This window comes from Crateriforma conspicua (genome assembly GCF_007752935.1).
GTDB lineage: Bacteria > Planctomycetota > Planctomycetia > Pirellulales > Pirellulaceae > Crateriforma > Crateriforma conspicua.
This window is the reverse complement of record NZ_CP036319.1, coordinates 3,488,934-3,505,992: the sequence shown is the minus strand read 5'-3', so window position 1 is coordinate 3,505,992 and position 17,059 is coordinate 3,488,934. Positions and strand designations below refer to the sequence as shown.

At 58.5% G+C, this 17,059-nt stretch carries 15 protein-coding genes and 1 tRNA gene; 4 read left to right on the top strand and 12 right to left on the bottom strand.

The window, feature by feature from the left end:
* Positions 1-20: 20 nt before the first annotated feature.
* The 4 genes from Mal65_RS13095 to Mal65_RS13080 form a co-directional block, all read right to left on the bottom strand.
* Entirely contained in the window at positions 21-2,459 is a 2,439-nt protein-coding gene (locus Mal65_RS13095) for a ligase-associated DNA damage response DEXH box helicase (RefSeq protein ID WP_145304885.1), read from the bottom strand.
* Between the two features lie 106 nt (positions 2,460-2,565).
* Positions 2,566-4,167 carry an ATP-dependent DNA ligase gene (locus Mal65_RS13090; RefSeq protein WP_145298259.1) on the bottom strand — a complete coding sequence of 534 codons (1,602 nt, stop codon included), beginning with the start codon at positions 4,165-4,167 and terminating at the stop codon, positions 2,566-2,568.
* A complete protein-coding gene (locus Mal65_RS13085; RefSeq protein ID WP_145298256.1) occupies positions 4,164-5,237 on the bottom strand; it encodes a ligase-associated DNA damage response exonuclease in 1,074 nt (357 codons plus the stop codon). Before Mal65_RS13085 ends, Mal65_RS13090 begins: the two co-directional genes overlap by 4 nt.
* Before the next feature lie 43 nt (positions 5,238-5,280).
* Positions 5,281-5,943 (bottom strand): PNPOx family protein, encoded by a 663-nt coding sequence (locus Mal65_RS13080; protein WP_145298254.1) that lies wholly within the window; start codon positions 5,941-5,943, stop codon positions 5,281-5,283.
* A gap of 211 nt (positions 5,944-6,154) precedes the next feature.
* Here Mal65_RS13080 and Mal65_RS13075 point away from each other — a divergent pair, with 211 nt between their 5' ends.
* On the top strand, positions 6,155-7,321 hold the full coding sequence (locus Mal65_RS13075; RefSeq protein ID WP_145298251.1) for a Gfo/Idh/MocA family protein: 1,167 nt from the start codon (positions 6,155-6,157) through the stop codon (positions 7,319-7,321).
* Positions 7,322-7,330: 9 nt separating this feature from the next.
* Here Mal65_RS13075 and Mal65_RS13070 read toward each other — a convergent pair whose 3' ends face one another.
* The gene (locus Mal65_RS13070) at positions 7,331-8,122 is read right to left on the bottom strand and encodes a class I SAM-dependent methyltransferase (protein WP_196784809.1); all 792 of its coding nucleotides are present in this window, start codon (positions 8,120-8,122) and stop codon (positions 7,331-7,333) included.
* Positions 8,119-8,343, bottom strand: a complete 225-nt coding sequence (locus Mal65_RS13065; RefSeq protein WP_145298248.1) for a hypothetical protein — start codon at positions 8,341-8,343, stop codon at positions 8,119-8,121. Before Mal65_RS13065 ends, Mal65_RS13070 begins: the two co-directional genes overlap by 4 nt.
* Before the next feature lie 446 nt (positions 8,344-8,789).
* Between Mal65_RS13065 and Mal65_RS13060 the strand changes: the two genes are divergently transcribed.
* From Mal65_RS13060 to Mal65_RS13050, 3 genes are all read left to right on the top strand, one after another.
* Complete coding sequence (locus tag Mal65_RS13060; protein ID WP_145298245.1) at positions 8,790-8,978, top strand: hypothetical protein; 189 nt, start codon at positions 8,790-8,792, stop codon at positions 8,976-8,978.
* Positions 8,975-10,708: a proteasome accessory factor PafA2 family protein gene (locus Mal65_RS13055; RefSeq protein ID WP_145298242.1), complete on the top strand. Its 1,734-nt coding sequence runs from the start codon at positions 8,975-8,977 to the stop codon at positions 10,706-10,708. Before Mal65_RS13060 ends, Mal65_RS13055 begins: the two co-directional genes overlap by 4 nt.
* A 141-nt stretch (positions 10,709-10,849) precedes the next feature.
* Positions 10,850-10,935 (top strand) — tRNA-Leu (locus Mal65_RS13050).
* Between the two features lie 114 nt (positions 10,936-11,049).
* On the opposite strand, the gene Mal65_RS13045 is transcribed toward Mal65_RS13050, so the two are convergent.
* The 6 genes from Mal65_RS13045 to Mal65_RS13025 all read right to left on the bottom strand — a co-directional run bounded on the left by Mal65_RS13045 (position 11,050) and on the right by Mal65_RS13025 (position 16,664).
* Complete coding sequence (locus Mal65_RS13045) at positions 11,050-11,451, bottom strand: transposase (protein ID WP_196784808.1); 402 nt, start codon at positions 11,449-11,451, stop codon at positions 11,050-11,052.
* Between the two features lie 168 nt (positions 11,452-11,619).
* Entirely contained in the window at positions 11,620-13,650 is a 2,031-nt protein-coding gene (locus Mal65_RS13040; RefSeq protein WP_196784807.1) for an alpha/beta hydrolase, read from the bottom strand.
* Between the two features lie 136 nt (positions 13,651-13,786).
* Positions 13,787-14,008: a hypothetical protein gene (locus Mal65_RS26490; RefSeq protein ID WP_165700969.1), complete on the bottom strand. Its 222-nt coding sequence runs from the start codon at positions 14,006-14,008 to the stop codon at positions 13,787-13,789.
* On the bottom strand, positions 14,005-14,307 hold the full coding sequence (locus tag Mal65_RS13035; protein WP_196784806.1) for a transposase: 303 nt from the start codon (positions 14,305-14,307) through the stop codon (positions 14,005-14,007). Before Mal65_RS13035 ends, Mal65_RS26490 begins: the two co-directional genes overlap by 4 nt.
* Before the next feature lie 172 nt (positions 14,308-14,479).
* Positions 14,480-14,875 (bottom strand): TM2 domain-containing protein, encoded by a 396-nt coding sequence (locus Mal65_RS13030; protein WP_390621849.1) that lies wholly within the window; start codon positions 14,873-14,875, stop codon positions 14,480-14,482.
* A 229-nt stretch (positions 14,876-15,104) separates the two neighbouring features.
* Positions 15,105-16,664 (bottom strand): glycoside hydrolase family protein, encoded by a 1,560-nt coding sequence (locus Mal65_RS13025; RefSeq protein ID WP_145298236.1) that lies wholly within the window; start codon positions 16,662-16,664, stop codon positions 15,105-15,107.
* Positions 16,665-17,059 lie beyond the last annotated feature (395 nt).

The window sequence follows — 17,059 nt, the reverse complement described above, 5'->3', positions numbered from 1 at the left end:
GTCCTCCTAACAGCACCCTTTCACTCCGCCCCCGCAGCCTTTTCCAACTGCTGTTGCATCCGCTGAATCCTCTGCGCCAACGTCTCGCTACTGACACGTTCCCGAAGCTTATCGACCAACAGCGGAAACGAAAGCGGCGTCACCCGATCCGGGGCTGTGACCACCACGGTACTATTTTCGATCCGATCCAATGCGGACGCCATGCGGTCGGTTTCCAGCTGCAAATCCAAGACCTCTTGTTCCGCTTGGCTTAACAACATGTTGTCCGGATCGTATTGCCGAAAGACATCAAAGAACAGATTGCTGCTGGCCTGCAGATGGCCCGCGGACTTTTGTCGTCCCGGATAGCCTTGTTGGATCAGCCCCGCGACCCGGGCGATTTGGCGAAATTGTCGCTTCGCCATTTCGGTGGAATTCATGCTTTCCAGAATGTCCGCAACCAACTGCTCCGAGGCGAACAGGCCGTGATCGATCGCTGCGGCCACATCGACACGGTGTGGTGACTGCAACACGATCCCATAGTCGTTGCACGCCATCGTGAACGTCGTCTTCATGCGGCGTGTCATCCGATACGCCAATAGCGCGGCCATACCTTCGTGGACCAAACGACCTTCGAACGGAAAGACAAACAGCTGATAACCGCCTCGGGTCTTGATCGATTCGATCAGCAATTCGTCGACCCGTGGCAACCGGCTCCAACGCTGTTGCAGTTCCAACAGACCTTTCAGCGATTTCATTTCGCGGCCGACCAAGACACCGTCCGCCGCCTGGTGCAGTTTTTCACGCAACTGTCGACTCAGTTCACTGGACAGCGGCATTCGACCGCCCATCCAACGCGGCACCGAATCGGGTTCGCCTTTGGCCCGGCGGACATAAGCGACGTTGTCTTTGACACGAACCAAAGCGACCAAGCGACCGGCAAACAGGAACTTATCGCCCGGATTCAGTTTTGACAGGAATGATTCCTCCGCGGTACCCAACGTGTTTCCCTTCAAAAACTTCACCTTCATCGCCGCGTCGCTGACGATCGTGCCGATGTTCATCCGATGCATCGTTGCGATCCGACGCTCGGTGACCTGATAGCGATCACCTTGACGCTGGACACGATGGAATTCGGGATAAGCGTGAAGCGACGCGCCGCCTTGGACGACGAAGTCCAGGATCCAACGCCACTCACCATTCGTCAAGTTTTGATAGCTGGCCGTCGATCGAACTTCATTCAACAACGTCTTGTCATCGAAACCGCCGCCGATCGCAACAGTGACGACATGCTGGGCCAACACGTCCAGCGGTTTGGACAACAACGGACGCGACTCCAACGCCCCGTCGGCGATCGCTTGCTGTGCCGCAGCCAATTCGATCAACTCGATCGCGTTGGTCGGAACGAACACCAACCGGCTGGCGGCATCGGGTTGATGGCCGCTGCGACCGGCACGCTGAAGCAATCGAGCCGCACCCTTAGGGCTGCCGATCTGTACGACCAGATCCACGGCGGTGAAATCAACGCCCAAGTCCAGGCTGCTGGTACACACGACGGCTTTCAAACTGCCATCGCGCAAGCCATCTTCGACCCAACGCCGGACGCTGCCGTCCAGCGAACCATGGTGCAGCGCGATCCGTCCCGCCCAGTCCGGACGATGCTTCAACAGACTCTGGTACCAGATCTCCGTTTGCGACCGCGTGTTGGCAAACACCAGCGCGCTGTTGACTTCGTCCAAGCACTCGGCCACCTGGGGCACCATCCGAGTCCCGATGTGGCCGGACCAGGGAAAACGATCAATCCGTTTGGGGATGATCGATTCCAATTGGATCTTCTTTTTGGTGTAGCCTTGGATCAAACGCCCCTGATCGGCGGACGCGGGCCCCAACAGCGACTCCATCGCGTCATCCAGATTGCCCAGCGTCGCCGACACACCCCAGACCCGTAGCCCCGGTTGCAGACGACGCAGTCGTGCCAGTGCCAAATCCGTCTGAACGCCACGTTTGGTGCCCAACAGCTCGTGCCATTCATCGACCACCACGGCCTGCAATCCGGCAAACGCCGAATGCAACTTTTCATGGGTCAACATCAGACACAGGCTTTCGGGCGTTGTGACGAGCGCCGTCGGCAAACGCCGCAGTTGCCGTGACTTTTGACTGGTCGAACTGTCGCCGGTGCGTGATTGCAATGACCACGGCAACCCGAGTGCATCGATCGGTTGCCGCAGCGCGTTTTCAGTGTCTTGCGCAAGCGCCCGCAGCGGAGTGATCCACAACACGCGTGCCTCCGGTGGACGTTTCGCGTCCCATTTCTCGCGGTTCGGGTTTTGATCCAGCCACTGCAAGATCGGGCCCATCCAAACGGCCAACGTCTTTCCGGTCCCGGTCGCGGAATGGACCAGACCGCTTTCGCCGTTTCGGTAAGCGCGCCACGCCGAGCGCTGGAAACGAAACGGTTTCCATCCCTGTGACGCAAACATCGCGTCGACCGTTGCGGTGGCGGTGGCCGCAGACGACTTTGCTGGAGCTTGATTGCAAGCCGGCTCCGGTGCATTTCCTCGTTTGTCGTTTGATGTCTTCACCGGTTCACGAACCATCGGGCATCATCGCTTTCAGTTCGTCCAGCGAATTGGCGTCCTGGGGACCTTTGTCGTGACGCCAGCGAACGATTCGAGGAAACCGAGTCGCGATGCCGCTCTTGTGCCGTGTGCTGACCTGCAAACCCTCGAAAGCCAATTCCATCACCAACGTCGGGGTCACCCGTCGCACCGGCCCGAACGCTTCGTCGGTATGATCGCGCACGAAACGATCGACCTTGCGAATCTCCGCGTCGTCCAACCCGCTGTACGCCTTGGCAAACGGGACCAATTCGCCATCGTTCCACAAAGCGAACGTGTAATCGGTGAACAGACTGGCTCGCTTTCCATGACCCTTTTGGGCATAGATCAACACGGCATCGATCGTGAACGGGTCGACTTTCCATTTCCACCAAGTGCCACGGACACGCCCAACGTCGTATTTCGAATCGATCCGCTTCAGCATCAATCCTTCGCTACGTCGCTGGCGACTGGTTTGTCGTATCGTTGTCAGATCATCCCAGCTGGGTTCGGTCAAAATCTCCGTCGGCTTCAAATGCGGGTGGTCAATCTGAGCCAACGTCTGGTCCAACCGCTGCCGGCGAATCTGCAGCGGCTGGTCACGCAAATCGACACCATCGATCTCCAGCAAATCAAAGACGTGAAAGACCACCGGGACCTCGACCAGTAATTTCTTGCCGACCGTTTTTCGATTGATGCGTCGTTGCAGTTGTGCAAACGGCATCACCGTTCCGTCGGCCGCAGTCGCCAAGATTTCACCGTCCAGCACGGTGCCGTCGGGCAACCACTGCGCAGCCGATTCGATTTCGGGCCAACGGTTTTCCATCAGCTCTTCGCCCCGCGACCACAGAAACGACTTGCCGTCACGACGAATCAGTTGTCCGCGAATGCCATCCCATTTCCACTCGGCCAAGTAGTCTTCTCGCGGCCCCAGGGTCGACACATCGGTCTCCGTATCGATCGGATGAGCCAAGCAGAACGGATACGGCTGGCTGCTGATTCGGTCCGGCGAGGTGGGATCGGTCCAACGCCGATAGACTTCATCACTCGGCTGCCACTGGCCCATCAAACGATCGGCCACCACGTCGACCGGAACGCCGGAATGCTTCGCCAAGGCTCGTGTGACCAAACGCTTGCTAACCCCCACGCGAAACGCGCCGGTGATCAACTTCATTGCCACCAACCGAGTCGGCATTCGGGTTTCGTCCCAGATACGTAGCACCGCCTGACGCTGGGCCGTTTCGTCCATCGACGCCAAGGGATCCAAACGCTGGCTGACCCACTGGGCCAACGTCAGTTCGCTGAGGTCCTCACCGGGCGGGACGATCAACGAAATGGTTTCGGCAAGATCGCCGACGGCATGGTACGACTCATCGACCAACCAGTCGGACAAATCCGCGACTTCGCCCGCCCATTGACGCAGCAATTTCGTCGGCACGCTGCGTCGACGACGTTGGCCGGACAGGAAATACACGGCCCATGCCGCATCCGCCGGGTTCGCGGTATCCAAGTAGCCGGCGATGGCGTCGATCTTTTCGTTCGTCTTGGTGGTTTCGTCCAGCCGGGCGAACAACTGTGCGAATCGGATCACGACGGGGCCTCCTGGTCATCGCCGTCCCCATCGTCGGCCGAGTCCACGTCGTCATCGGATCCCACCGATCGGCCGCCTTCCAGCGGGATCGCGTGCACCCCTGTTTCGTTCAAGTACCTGGCCACCACGGCGCTGTATCCGTGTGTCACCCAAACCGATTCCGGACGACACTGCTGGACGGCAAGTTGAAGCGAAGGCCAATCGACGTGATCGCTGATGACGAAGCCTCGGTCCACCGAACGTCGCCGCCGCGCGCCGCGAACGGCCATCCATCCGCTGGCCATCGCCGTGCTGATCCGGCCGAACCGGCGCAGCCAAGGCGTGCCGTGAGCTGACGGAACCGCAACGACCATCGCGCCCCGATAATCGGGTTTCTGTGACAGTGAAGCGACCGCTTGAGTGTCCTGCAGCGACACACCACTGGCTCGGTACGCTTCGTTGCCTTTCTCGACGGCACCGTGGGTGTAAATCGGTCCGATGCTGTCATCCAATCCGGCGATCAGCCGCTGGCTCTTCCCAACCGCATAGCCGTACAGGACCGCACACTTACCCGCATCACGGCATTGCCGCCACCACGCGTTGATCGATGCAAATTCGGCGGTCGAATCAGGCCATCGATAGACGGGCAATCCAAACGTCGACTCGGTCACCAAGACATGACACTGCACCGGAGCCCAAGGTTGGCACGTCGGGTCATCGTCGATTTTGTAATCACCGGTGACCACCACCACTTGCCCACGGTATTCCATCCGGACCTGAGCGGCCCCCAGCATGTGGCCCGACGGATGAAAGCTGACCGTCACCCCGCCCACCGTGATCGTTTGGCCATAGGGCAACCATTGCAGATCCGCGTCCCCAGCCATCCGGCCGCTGAGCACATGACGCGACGGTTCGGCGGCCAAGTAGTGCCGGCTGCCCACGCGAGCGTGATCGCTGTGCGCGTGTGTGACCACCGCGCGATCGACCGGTCGCATCGGATCGACGTAAAACCCGCCCGGGTCACAATACAGGCCCGCGGGCGTTTGGCGGACAAAACAGTCCGTCGGTCGGCTGGTGGAATCGTCGATCATCGGTGCATTGTTGCCGCGAGCCAACCGCGCGGCCTTACCATCGTCAAGGCATGACCCAGCGGCCGGTCGATCGGCCGGTTGTGGAATAGTTCACCGACGCACGAACGTGCCCGCCCCGGCGCAAATACAACCAGTCCGCTGTGGTGATGGTGGTCCGCACGATGCAAAACCAGCGCCGCCCCGCATCCGAATCTTCCGACCACTGGACCAATCGCTGGTCGTCCGACGGTGGATCGTCGCCGGCATGGAACGTCCCCGGCGCGGCGGCCGACCGATAATTGTCTCGTGCCGGTTCGCGAACCGATTCCCATGCCGCCTGGGCCGCTGCGCCGCTGACCACCGTGGCCGTGCCGCTTAAACGCAACTGGATTTTGGAACTCGAGTCGTAAAACAGCCAACTGATCGGCGAAGGGTCGCCGGCGTGTCGAATTTGATCCACCTTGGGCGATCGCAGGTCGGTGTGAAAATCGATCGTCCGTGCGTCTTCATCGACACGACGCAAAATGATCGTGCGAATCTCGGGGCACGGGGTTTGCGAAGCCTGCGTCGGCGTTTGCAACGTTGCCACAGCGGCTTCTTTCCAAGGATGCCCCGCTTGATCCGCTGCGGACGCCAACGTTTTCCAAATCAGTGAATCCAATGATTCCAGCGGTCGCGGAGCCGAGAGCAAATCATCAAAGTCAGCCTGCAAATCAATTTCGTTCATGCGATCCGTCTCGGACGCATCCGAACGATGCGCCGCGGTGTGTTAGGTTCATTGCTTGCGTGTTATCCCGTCGCCCGGAATCGACGACATCGTAGCGGAATGTCATCCTAGGAAAGCGACCGCCGGTCGTTGACGGCGCAGCCTGCCCCAACATCGTCGCCCAATAACAACTTCGCCCCCAAAGAATTGAAAGGTTTTGGTTTTGAATCGAATGCGTGCCGTCGTCGTCGGATCGGGTTTTATCGGCCCGGTCCACGTGGAAGCTCTACTTCGTGCCGGACAAGACGTTTTGGGCATCGTCGCGTCCAGCCCCCAGAAAACCGCTGAAGCCTGCGAAGCGCTGGGGCTGCGGCAAGTCTACGACAGCTACGAAGCCGTCCTGGCGGACCCACAAGTCGACGTGGTTCACATCACCACGCCCAACCGGCTGCATTATGACATGGCCAAATCCGCGATCGCCGCGGGCAAGCACGTGATGTGTGAAAAACCATTGGCCATGGACTCGCGGCAATCGGCCGAACTGGTTCACTTGGCTGAACAGTCCGATGTCGTGACGGGAGTGAATTACAACATCCGCTACTACCCACTTTGTCGCGAAGCGGAGCGGCGAAATGCCGACGGCGAACTAGGCAACGTCCACCACGTCACCGGCGGTTACGTCCAAGATTGGTTGTTTCATCCGACCGATTTCAATTGGCGCGTTTTGTCATCCGAAGGCGGCCCCTTGCGTGCGGTCGCCGACATCGGCACCCATTGGCTGGATTTGATTCACTTCATCACGAAAACGCCCGTGCGTTCGGTATGTGCGGACCTGCAAACCGTCTATCCGGTTCGCAGACGCCCCACCGGAAACGTGGAAACTTACAGCGGTTCGTCGTCCCAGCCTCAATCCACGCAACCGATCGATATCGATACCGAGGACGCCGGCAGCATTCTGGTCCGATTCGAAGGCGGCGCACACGGTTGCATGACCGTGTCCCAGGTTACCGCGGGCCGCAAAAACTGCTGTCGATTTGAAATGGCCGGATCCAGACAAACGTTGGCTTGGAACAGCGAATCGCCCAACGAGATGTTCGTCGGGCACCGTGACCGCCCCAACGAAACGCTGTTGCGTGACCCGGCGTTGGTCGGCGGATCGGTTGCCGAAGGCATCAGCTATCCCGGCGGTCACAACGAAGGGTTCCCCGACACGTTCAAGCACTGCTTTATCGATTTCTATCGGGCGATCGAAGCGAAACTGAATGGCGAAGCCGCCCCGACGCCGGGCCACCCCAGCTTTGCCGACGGCCACCGTGAAGTCGTGCTGTGCGAAGCGATCTTGAAAAGCCATCACGAACGCCGATGGATCGACATCGACGAATCGGGCATCCCAAGCTAGACCAGCAAGTCAATCGCCGGTGCGCTGAAGCACAAACAGTGCGTCGGTCAAATCGTCGTCGAACTTTCGCGGCGAATCGATGTCGTAATCGAAGTCAAAGATTTTGCGAATCGTCCACACGTCGGCGACCTTTGCCAACAAGCGTTTCGTCTGTGACGCGGTGTACAACCGCAGCGGAAATTCGCTGCGGACTCGATGCACCGCGCCGCTTCGACGTGTCGCCTTGATCGACACCCGCAGCGTTTCGCGGCGTTGTTTCCGATCGAAATCGATCACCTTCAACGTCACGTGGACTTTGGTGCCGCCCGCGGACGCTTGCCAACGTTCGGTACATTCCGGATCGGCGTCCATCGGGATGATATGAAACCCCAACAAATACAGACCGCCCGTGCGGACATGGTCGGCAACACGCCGCAGGTGCTTCACCGCATCGTCGTCGTTGGACAAATGGCGGAACGTATTGAACGTGCAAAAAGCGGCGTCAAAGATCTGGTCGCCCACCGGCATGTCGATCATGTCGCCTTGGATGACCTCGGCGGCCAAACCGCGACGACGCAGCCGGCTGCGCAAATAACGCAGCATCGGTTCGCTCAGGTCCAGCCCACAGCACTGGTAACCTTCGCCAGCCAATGCCGCGACCAAACGACCGCTGCCACAACCGGGTTCGATAAGCCGTTGCACCGGAGCGTCGCAATAGCGATCGAATGCTTCTTTGAAAAAGGCCACTTCCGCAGGCGTTTCATCGCGAAACACCATGTCAAAATACTGTGGATGGTCGTACCAGTCGTCCAACTTGGTCACTGAAAGATGTATCCCGTCGCTTCATCCGGCCGGTGGCATGTCTCGTCCCACGCAGCGTGGGCCCACAATGTGTCGTATTCCCGTCGCATCGCCAAGTTGACGGGCCGAGTCGACGGGGCCAGCCCGGCCGGGCCGACGCGTCCGTTTCCCCATCGCGTCGACACGCCGGTGCCAACCGCCCATCCCCCGCCCGTAAACCAAGCAGCGTCTGCGAGATTCATCGGCAGATTCCGGCGACGCTAGATGGGCGAAGCCATTGCATCCGTCGTTCAATGGGAAGATCGCGTTGATTGTGAAGATCTGGGGCGGCCCGACGGTCGGTCTGGCAGGAAATCAGGAACATCCGCGGGAACTGGGGGAAACCAGGTAAATTGCCGTGCGAAGATCGGGCGGTCGCAAAAAAATACCGGCGGGATTGGCGGAAATCCGGCGCGTCCTTTGCATTGATAGATTGGCCAAGGCACGGGGATCGCATCGCCGGCACTTTTGGGGGTGTCGGATGAGACAAGTTCTTCGCCTCGGTGTACATTGTTCGGGCGGTTGGCCGGCCGCATAGAATCAATAGTCCGCCGCGTCGATCTGAGCCTTCGTCGCTGCATCGTCGAATCCCAATCCAATCGTCACCTTTACCACCACGCACGTCTCACGGGGAACAAGCGAGACCGTCATGGAAAATGCCACGGATAGTCAGACGATTGCGGACACCGATGCCGCATCGAAAGGTGAAAACGTCGCATCTGCGACCACCACATCGGCCGAACGTCGGGTCGAGATTTTGACCCGCATCCGTATCGACGCGACGGTGGAGCCGCGGCAGTACGTGCTGCGAAGCGACGTCGCGCAGGCGGGTGAATGAACACTTCGGCCACCAAGCTTCGTCGCCGGTCGCAGAATACCGATACCTTTCAAAGCGACATGTTGGCGTCGCGTTTGATGGGCATGGAGACGGAATATGCGTCGTTGGTGCACGACCAATTGACCGATTTGGACCGCATGCTGCCGTCGGCCAAGTCCGTCTATCGGTCGATCGTCTCGGCAATGCGTCAATCGCGTCCCTCGGCGATCGGTCTGCACGACGGTGACCAGGTGTTCTTCAGCAACGGCAGCTCGGTCACCTTCGAAGCTCATCCGTTGTTGCAGGACGTCCCCGGCGGGCTGGTCGAAATGGCGACGCCGGAAGTCCGTTCGCCCAGCGATCTGTTGGCCAGCCAGCGTGTCGTCGATGACATGGTTCGCGACGCGGCTTCGAAGTGCGATGTTGCAGCCGACTTACGCATCTTGAAGAACAACGCGGACGGGCTCGGACACGTCTATGGCTGTCAAGAAAACTACGAAGCCGACGTTGCCGAAGGCGCATGGTTGTGGGTCTACCGGCTGTGCATCGCTGCACTGTGGATGACACAGATCGCCGCCGCGATCGCCGCATCACCACTGATCGCTCTGTTGTTGTTTGCAACCGTCATTCAAATCTGGACGCTACGCCGCCGCGGAAACGATGATCCCAGTACCACCCAGGCATATTTGGCGATCCCACGTTTGATCCGGTCCCCTTGTATGGGGCTAATCCAAGCGACGCACTATCCGATCGCATGGGGGCTGCGTTTTGTCGGTCGACACGTCGCGTTTCGACGCCAACGGCAATACCTGACGACATTGCTGATCACCCGAATCACCTATGGCGGGGCGGGTGAATTGGACGCTAAAGGACGTTTTTATCTGTCCGCTAAGGCGTCGGTGATCAATCGGTTGGCCGACATCGGCGGGTTCAGCGGCGAACGCCCCGTGTTCGTTTATGGCCACTGGTTCAGCCAATTGTGTGGCAAGTCGATTGATTCGTGGAGGCGAACGCTGCGGCTGTTCCGTAAACGCCAGCGGCTGCAAATTGGGCTGTCCGATTCGAACATGTCGGAAATGGCCGAATACGTCAAAGTCGGATCCGTTTCCCTGCTCATGGACATGATCGAACAAGGCGAAACCGATTCGCTGCCCCGTTTGCGTCGCCCGATTGCCGCGTTGCGCCAGATCAGCCGTGATTGGCATTTGGTACAGCGGGTTGCGACGGACCGTGGCGAAATGTCGGCACTGGAGATCCAGCAAGCCTATCTGTCGGCGGTCCAGAAGTTCGTTGATCAAACGCCGGCCAATGTCCGCGGCGAAGCGTTGCGGATCACGTCATCCTGGCAATCATTGCTGGACGCCTTGGTGAATTACCGACACGACGCCGACGATTTCGCGGCGGCCATTTGCAAGATCGATTGGCTGACCAAACGCTGGCTGATCGAACGACAAGGTGCGGGTGCCAGCTGGTCTCAAAAGAAAAAGATCGATCTCAGGTATCACGAACTGTCCGACGACGGCTATTTCCGCCAGTTGACCGAAGGTGCGATTGACGAATCGCTGGCGAATCGAGAAAAGCGAATCCAGCGTGCCGCCGCACCGCCGTCGAACACGCCGGCCGCTCGACGTGGCTGGACGATCCGCGAATTTTCCGGCGGCGATGTCCGGCTGAACGTCGGCTGGGACCATGCGGAAGTCGCCGTGGGCCGTCGCGTGCGGCGGATCGATTTCGGCAACCACGTTTATTGACGCCAAATCCCTGCGATTGTCACCAACGGAACGCGGCCACGGATTTCCCGCGACTTCGGCGATCCACCAACACCGCTGGCGTTGACGCACCGGCGGAATCTGCCAAACTCTTGATCGATTTGCTGCCCCCACGAATCATTTGCGGCCGTGGCGGAACTGGCAGACGCGCCAGACTAAGGATCTGGTGCCCGTTTCAGGGCGTGGAGGTTCGAGTCCTCTCGGCCGCATTGATTTCTCTAACCTTTGGGTTCGGGGTGTGACATGGCACTCGCCCTGAAAGACCCGGAGGGCCGGCAGCAGGCTGCCGGTGGCGAAAGCCACCGGATCCGAAAGCCCCGCCATCAATCCAGACCCGAAGGGTCGATAGCATTCTTTCCGGTCAATCCCAAAGGTAACGAGGATCGTACTCGATCCCATGCCTCTGCAAGAATCGCACATACTCGTCCTCGAACGACTCCTTTGAAGTCGGCGATGCAGTGTTTGGTGGTTAGCTTGACCAGCAGGTGCACGTGATCAACATGTCCGCCGACTCGAATCGGAACTCCACCGAGTCCTCGTGCGGTTCCACCGAGATATTCAAAAATCTTATCCTTCATTTCTGGTTGCAGGTACGGTCGCCGATTCTTGGTGCTGAAGACGAAGTGATACAGCAGCTGATGGTGGGTGCCCGGCAAGCTGATCTCCTGGTTGAGGAGGACATGCCAGAATTCTAACGCTGCCGTCCCTTCGGGACTGGTACTCATGGGCTTCCATACCGGCGGCTGGCGCCGCCGGCAGGAATCTGTCGCCGCTTCGCGGCTTGGGACCCGACAAAGCCCTCAACTGACACTCGCCCTGAAAGGCCTGGAAGGCCGGCATCCTCCTGCCGGTGGCGAAAGCCGCCGGATCCGCGACCAAGGGTGTGGCTTAATTCATTGTCCGCTGATACGCACGTCTCCGACTCGCTGTTGCACCATCTCGATGACTTGGGGCAATCGCACGACCCGGCTGACGTTCAACAGATCGGGTGCTTGGCGATTGGATGAAGGCAAATCGCGGAGACGAAGTTCGTCGATGTCATCGACAAACAGAGACGCCCACAGCACCCAGAAAGCGGCATCGCCTTGGCCGTGAACGACGATGGGCCCTTTCTCCGCCGAAAGACTGTCCATGTTTTGCACGGACCGGAGTGCACGAATCACATCATAGATTTGCATTCCCGCGGCGGTCTGACCCAGCAGCATGAAACGTCGGCGGATGTGCGTCCGCGGACGTTCGTCGCGTGTCCACTGCGTCGGCCCCACGCCACGCGGTGCAACAAACAGAGTTGGCTGCTTCAGTATTGATCGCTTTGAATCAGCCAGAGCACCCGGAAGTGCTTTGACCAGTTCGGCGGCGGTGGACTCATGGATCCGATTCCAGCTGAAATCGACAAACGTGCTCTGCCAGCCCTCATCATTCAAAACATGCACATCGACCGACGATTGGGTTCCGCGACTCGGATCCGTGGGACGCACCAAGATCATCGGCAAGCGATACGGCGACTGGCTGTGATATTCGAGAAAGTCCACTTCGACCCCAGAATGCTGAACCGTTCGCAGTAATGTCAGCGGCGCGGGATCGTCACCACCATCCGGCCATCCCGCGAAGGTCATCTCACGAAGCTTTCGCACTTTGTTCGATAAATCATCCAGACCATCGATGGTCTGGTTCGCGGACGCCTGTGGGACAAAGATCTCATGGATCGTCGTCACTCGTTGATCACCTGGAAGACGATCGAAGACTTTCAATTCCTGGGGCGTGAACAATGGACGGGCAACCGATTCGATCAACGATTCATCATCGCGCAAATACTTGTTGAACCAGCGAAACGCGTGAACGCGTAACTCTTGAGTGTCCTGGTGAGGCCCCGATGTGATCTGCAATCCCAGATTCGGTTCGGCGTCATACAACGCGTAGACGTCCCTGACCTGAGAATGCAAATCGACGACGCCGTCGAGCGGAAAGATGCTGTCACGATCGGTGTTGGAGATCAACAATGGCCGAGGAGCCACCAACGCCGCGACCTTGGCAAAATCCCAACGGTGTGTGTTGACCATGTACATGCAGTCACAGTGACCGCTGACGCAACCGTCGACCACGTGATTCTTCATGTTCGTGATACCGGCGACGGGAACGGCGACCTTAATGCGTGGGTCGATTGCCGCGGACCACCACGAATAGACGCCACCGCCGCTGCGTCCGGTCACGCCGATGCGTTCGGAGTCCACGTCGTCGCGTGATTGCAGCAAGTCGACCGCGCGCAGGCAGTTCCACGCTTCGACTCCGGCGGGCGTGTACCCCCGATTGTTCCACCACCACATCTTCTTGCGATAGGTGCCATGGTGGGTGCCTTCGATTTCGCCCAGCTGTATCGTGTCGATAACCAGGCACACATAGCCGTTGCGTGCGAACCATGCACCGTGATGTTGATAGTGGACCTTGTTGCCATAGCTGACGCCGTCTTCGACGACCTTACCGTGGCCACACACGTACAAAATGGCGGGCAGGGGTTGGTCCACTTCGGCGGGGCGGTAAAGGTTTCCCGTGACATACAGGCCAGGCAAAGATTGAAAATGGATCTTTTCAACCACAACGCCTTCGCGCTGAACCTGGCCCGTCACCGTCGTTTGAAGATCGCCACGGGGCGGCAGAGGATTCAGCCCCAGCATGTCCAGCAACTGTGATCGATAGATTTCACGACGCTGAGTCCATTCCTTCAGCGTGTGGACATCGGACAAGCATTGATCACGAATCTGTTTGGTTTGTTCGGCGAAGTATTGGTGGACCAAGTCATCCCCGGGCGATGATTCGGTCTGGCCAGTGGATCCCGCCGGCTCATCCGCGGCCCGGCAAACGCCCGTTGAAAGGAAGCACAACAACAGCACAAAGTGCGCAACAAACAAACGAAGCGTCGACAACATTGGGCGGTGCCAATTGATACAAGGGCAGGACAGACCGGCGGGAATGGGATCCTCAAACGTTCGTCAGGTCCCATCGATCGACCATTGTAAAACAGACACACCGCAAGGTGGCCCATCAACACATTGGCCGCTTCGCTCAGCGGCCCTTCAACAACACCGGCAATCGCTTCAACTGGAATTCGCCCTGGTAATAGGCCCGGAGGGCCGACAGCCTCCTGCCGGTGGCGAAAGCCACCGGATCCGAAAGCCCCGCCATCAACCCAGACCCGAAGGGTCGATAGCATTCTTTCCGGTCAATCCCAAAGGTAACGAGGATCGTACTCGATCCCATGCCTCCGCAAGAATCGCACATACTCATCTTGGAACGACTCCTTTGAAGTCGGCGATGCAGTGTTTGGTGGTTAGCTTGACCAGCAGGTGCACGTGATCAACATGTCCGCCGACTCGAATCGGAACTCCACCGAGTCCTCGTGCGGTTCCACCGAGATATTCAAAAACCTTATCCTTCGTTTCCGGTTGCAGGTACGGTCGCCGATTCTTGGTGCTGAAGACGAAGTGATACAGCAGCTGATGGTGGGTGCCCGGCAAGCTGATCTCCTGGTTGAGGAGGACATGCCAGAATTCTAACGCTGCCGTCCCTTCGGGACTGGTACTCATGGGCTTCCATACCGGCGGCTGGCGCCGCCGGCAGGAATCTATCGCCGCTCCGCGGCTTGGGACCCGACAAAGCCCTCAACTGACACTCGCCCTGAAAGGCCTGGAAGGCCGGCAGGGATCTATCGCCGCTCCGCGGCTTGGGCCCCGACAACACCTTCAACTGGCAATCACTTCAAAAACGTCGGTTTGCCGAATCCACTTGTTCGTTCAGTGTCCAAAGGTCATACAGCCAACCGATTCCCAGCAGGCCACCGGTCAACAGATAGATGGCACCGGTGACCCATTTCCCCATATAGAAACGGTGGACACCGAACACGCCCAAGAAGGTCAGCAGAATCCACGCAACTGTGTAGTCAAACGGTCCGGTCGCGAATCGCATCGTCGCGCGACGGTCCATCCCAGGGATCAACAGCAAGTCAATCAGCCAGCCGATTCCACACAAGCCCAGCGTGAAGAACCAGATCGTGCCGGAGATCTGTTTGCCATAGTAGAATCGGTGGGCACCGAAAAAGCCGAACAGCCAAACGACGTACCCGATCACGATCGAATGCGTTTCAGTGGGCGGCATCAGGCCACCGGTCGGATATTCGTGGTGATACTGGTGTTGCGGGGTGGACGTTGCAGTGCTCATGGCGGATGGCCAGATCTTCGGTGCGGACAAATCGAATGCTTCACGTTGTCATTCGTCAAACGTGTCGCAACCTTGGTGCACGCGGCGCGCCGGTGCCAAATTTGCAGTCGCGGCCGATCCGCCGACCGTGTCGCAAGGCGATTCCCGACGCAAACGCCAGGCGTAACTAACCGTTGGCCAAATGTTCATCGGTCTGCAGCGGCGGCGTCAGTTTGTCCACGCGCAGGTGGTCGACCAACAATTGCCCGCTTTCGATATAGAAGCCGACCGCGCCTTTGGAAAAAGCTTTGTCGGCCAAAGACAGAACAACTTTGTCGCCGATGCTGAATTCCAAGTAACTGCCAAAGGCCAACAGACGCACCTTTGCTTTGCCCGGCGTTTCGTTTTGCCAATATCCGCTTTGCAACGAATCAAAACGCATCATTTCTTCGCCGCTGCCTTCGCCGTTGCTGCCCCAAGATCGAAACTGCGCGACGCCTTTGAACAGATCCAGCGACAAGTAATATCCGTCACGAGTGTCTCGATCGATTCGAAACAGGATCCCGCACTTTCCACTGTCCAACATCTCCAATTCCGCGTCCAAACGGAAGCAGCCGACGTTTTGCGGCAAGACAAAGCCTTGAAAGCCTGACAAGCATTCGCACATCAGCCCGCCGGACTGCCGACATTCGACGTTCGATTCACGCCCCGCATCCAGCACCTGCACTTGTGATGTGTCAATCTTGCCGTCAACGAATTCGTCAAAGCGTTCGAAGGACCGAACTTCCAGGTGCCCGGTCGGACGCCGCACCAAACGCTTCGGCGGTGGCATCAAGTTGAATGTGACCCGGTCCACGCCGCCGGGTGTAAAGAAGCTGAACAACAAATAGCCTTCGTCGTCGGCACAAACACGTCCGGCATAGTTTCCGGAGGCCAACAAGACGTTATCGGCATAGCTGCGCCATGGTGCGTCGACGTCACGCGTGTGCCAGTATCGAATTTTCGCGTCTTCGCGAAGGCTGCCGATCAAGTAGTATTCGCCGTCGATCTTGATCAAATTGGGAACTTCGACGTCGTCGTACAGTCCCGGGTGGTACAGCGGCGGTCGAGCTTCGAAGTGATTCGGCGCGACCTCTTCCATTCGCGCCACGCAACCGCGACGGACCACCGGCCCGTCTTTGATTCGGCCGGCGGCCAACAACCATCGGTGTTCTTCGTCTTGATAAAAGAACGGATCTCGCCATGAAATCCAATGACGGCCTTCGCAAACATCGCTTTCGTAATACTGCGGGTCGGGGTCCAGCGGAAAACAACTGTCCGGATCGTAAGAGAACGGTGGTTGGGGTGGACGGCCTGGCAAGTCATACGGCAAAGGGCTGCGACGGTCTTTCCAATTCACCGGGGCCTTGGTCCAGTCGTACAAATCATCACTGACGGCCATCCCAATGCGTTGCTTGGACCCCTGATCACGTCGTGACAGACCTGTGTAAAACATCCGCCACGAACCCGGTTTGTGCGGATCGGGTGTGACGTGAATCGTCCACAACATCGAATCGTCCCAGCCACCCGGGTCGCCCAGGAACAACGCGTTTTCGACCCGTCGCCATTGCAGACAATTGTCGCTGACCGCGTGGGCAATAAAGTCGTGGTTGGGAAGCACCAGATGGAACAGGTGGTAAATGCCGTCGTGGTAAAGAACGTCGACATCACCAAGTGTTTTGCGGGTTCCAGCAGATTCCGAGTACATCGATCAGTGGGCAATTCGTATCAGGCAGTGAAGGCTGTGTTTTTTCGATCATCGCGGATAACGCGTTGGCCCCCAACCAGACTAGTTTCCGGACAAGCCGGATCGGATCGCTTGCCAAAGCAGATAGCCAAGCACCGTGGGGCGATGCGGACTGGCCGCTGATCGACCAAGTTGGCTGCAAATATGGCGATCGCGTTTGATCGCTTTTCACCCTTCGATTCCCGACTGCGACCGATACACTGGGCGGTCCGCAAAACGACGAACCATTGGGCGGTGCCGGCCGACGAATCCGCACCAGAAATGTGCGTGGGTTTGCAGCCATTTTGGCATCCGTTTCGCGATCGTGGTCACCGCCGACTTGGATGGCAACGCGCAAGGTGTACCAGTTAAACAGG

Excerpts from the sequence above, each read along its gene's own strand:
- Mal65_RS13095 (WP_145304885.1), bottom strand. The coding sequence starts at position 2,459 with ATGTTTGCGTCACAGGGATGGAAACCGTTTCGTTTCCAGCGCTCGGCG.
- Mal65_RS13085 (WP_145298256.1), bottom strand. The coding sequence starts at position 5,237 with ATGATCGACGATTCCACCAGCCGACCGACGGACTGTTTTGTCCGCCAA.
- Mal65_RS13080 (WP_145298254.1), bottom strand. The coding sequence starts at position 5,943 with ATGAACGAAATTGATTTGCAGGCTGACTTTGATGATTTGCTCTCGGCT.
- Mal65_RS13075 (WP_145298251.1), top strand. The coding sequence starts at position 6,155 with ATGCGTGCCGTCGTCGTCGGATCGGGTTTTATCGGCCCGGTCCACGTG.
- Mal65_RS13065 (WP_145298248.1), bottom strand. The coding sequence starts at position 8,343 with ATGAATCTCGCAGACGCTGCTTGGTTTACGGGCGGGGGATGGGCGGTT.
- Mal65_RS13060 (WP_145298245.1), top strand. The coding sequence starts at position 8,790 with ATGGAAAATGCCACGGATAGTCAGACGATTGCGGACACCGATGCCGCA.
- Mal65_RS13055 (WP_145298242.1), top strand. The coding sequence starts at position 8,975 with ATGAACACTTCGGCCACCAAGCTTCGTCGCCGGTCGCAGAATACCGAT.
- Mal65_RS13045 (WP_196784808.1), bottom strand. The coding sequence starts at position 11,451 with ATGAGTACCAGTCCCGAAGGGACGGCAGCGTTAGAATTCTGGCATGTC.
- Mal65_RS13040 (WP_196784807.1), bottom strand. The coding sequence starts at position 13,650 with ATGTTGTCGACGCTTCGTTTGTTTGTTGCGCACTTTGTGCTGTTGTTG.
- Mal65_RS26490 (WP_165700969.1), bottom strand. The coding sequence starts at position 14,008 with ATGAGTATGTGCGATTCTTGCGGAGGCATGGGATCGAGTACGATCCTC.
- Mal65_RS13035 (WP_196784806.1), bottom strand. The coding sequence starts at position 14,307 with ATGAGTACCAGTCCCGAAGGGACGGCAGCGTTAGAATTCTGGCATGTC.
- Mal65_RS13030 (WP_390621849.1), bottom strand. The coding sequence starts at position 14,875 with ATGCCGCCCACTGAAACGCATTCGATCGTGATCGGGTACGTCGTTTGG.
- Mal65_RS13025 (WP_145298236.1), bottom strand. The coding sequence starts at position 16,664 with ATGTACTCGGAATCTGCTGGAACCCGCAAAACACTTGGTGATGTCGAC.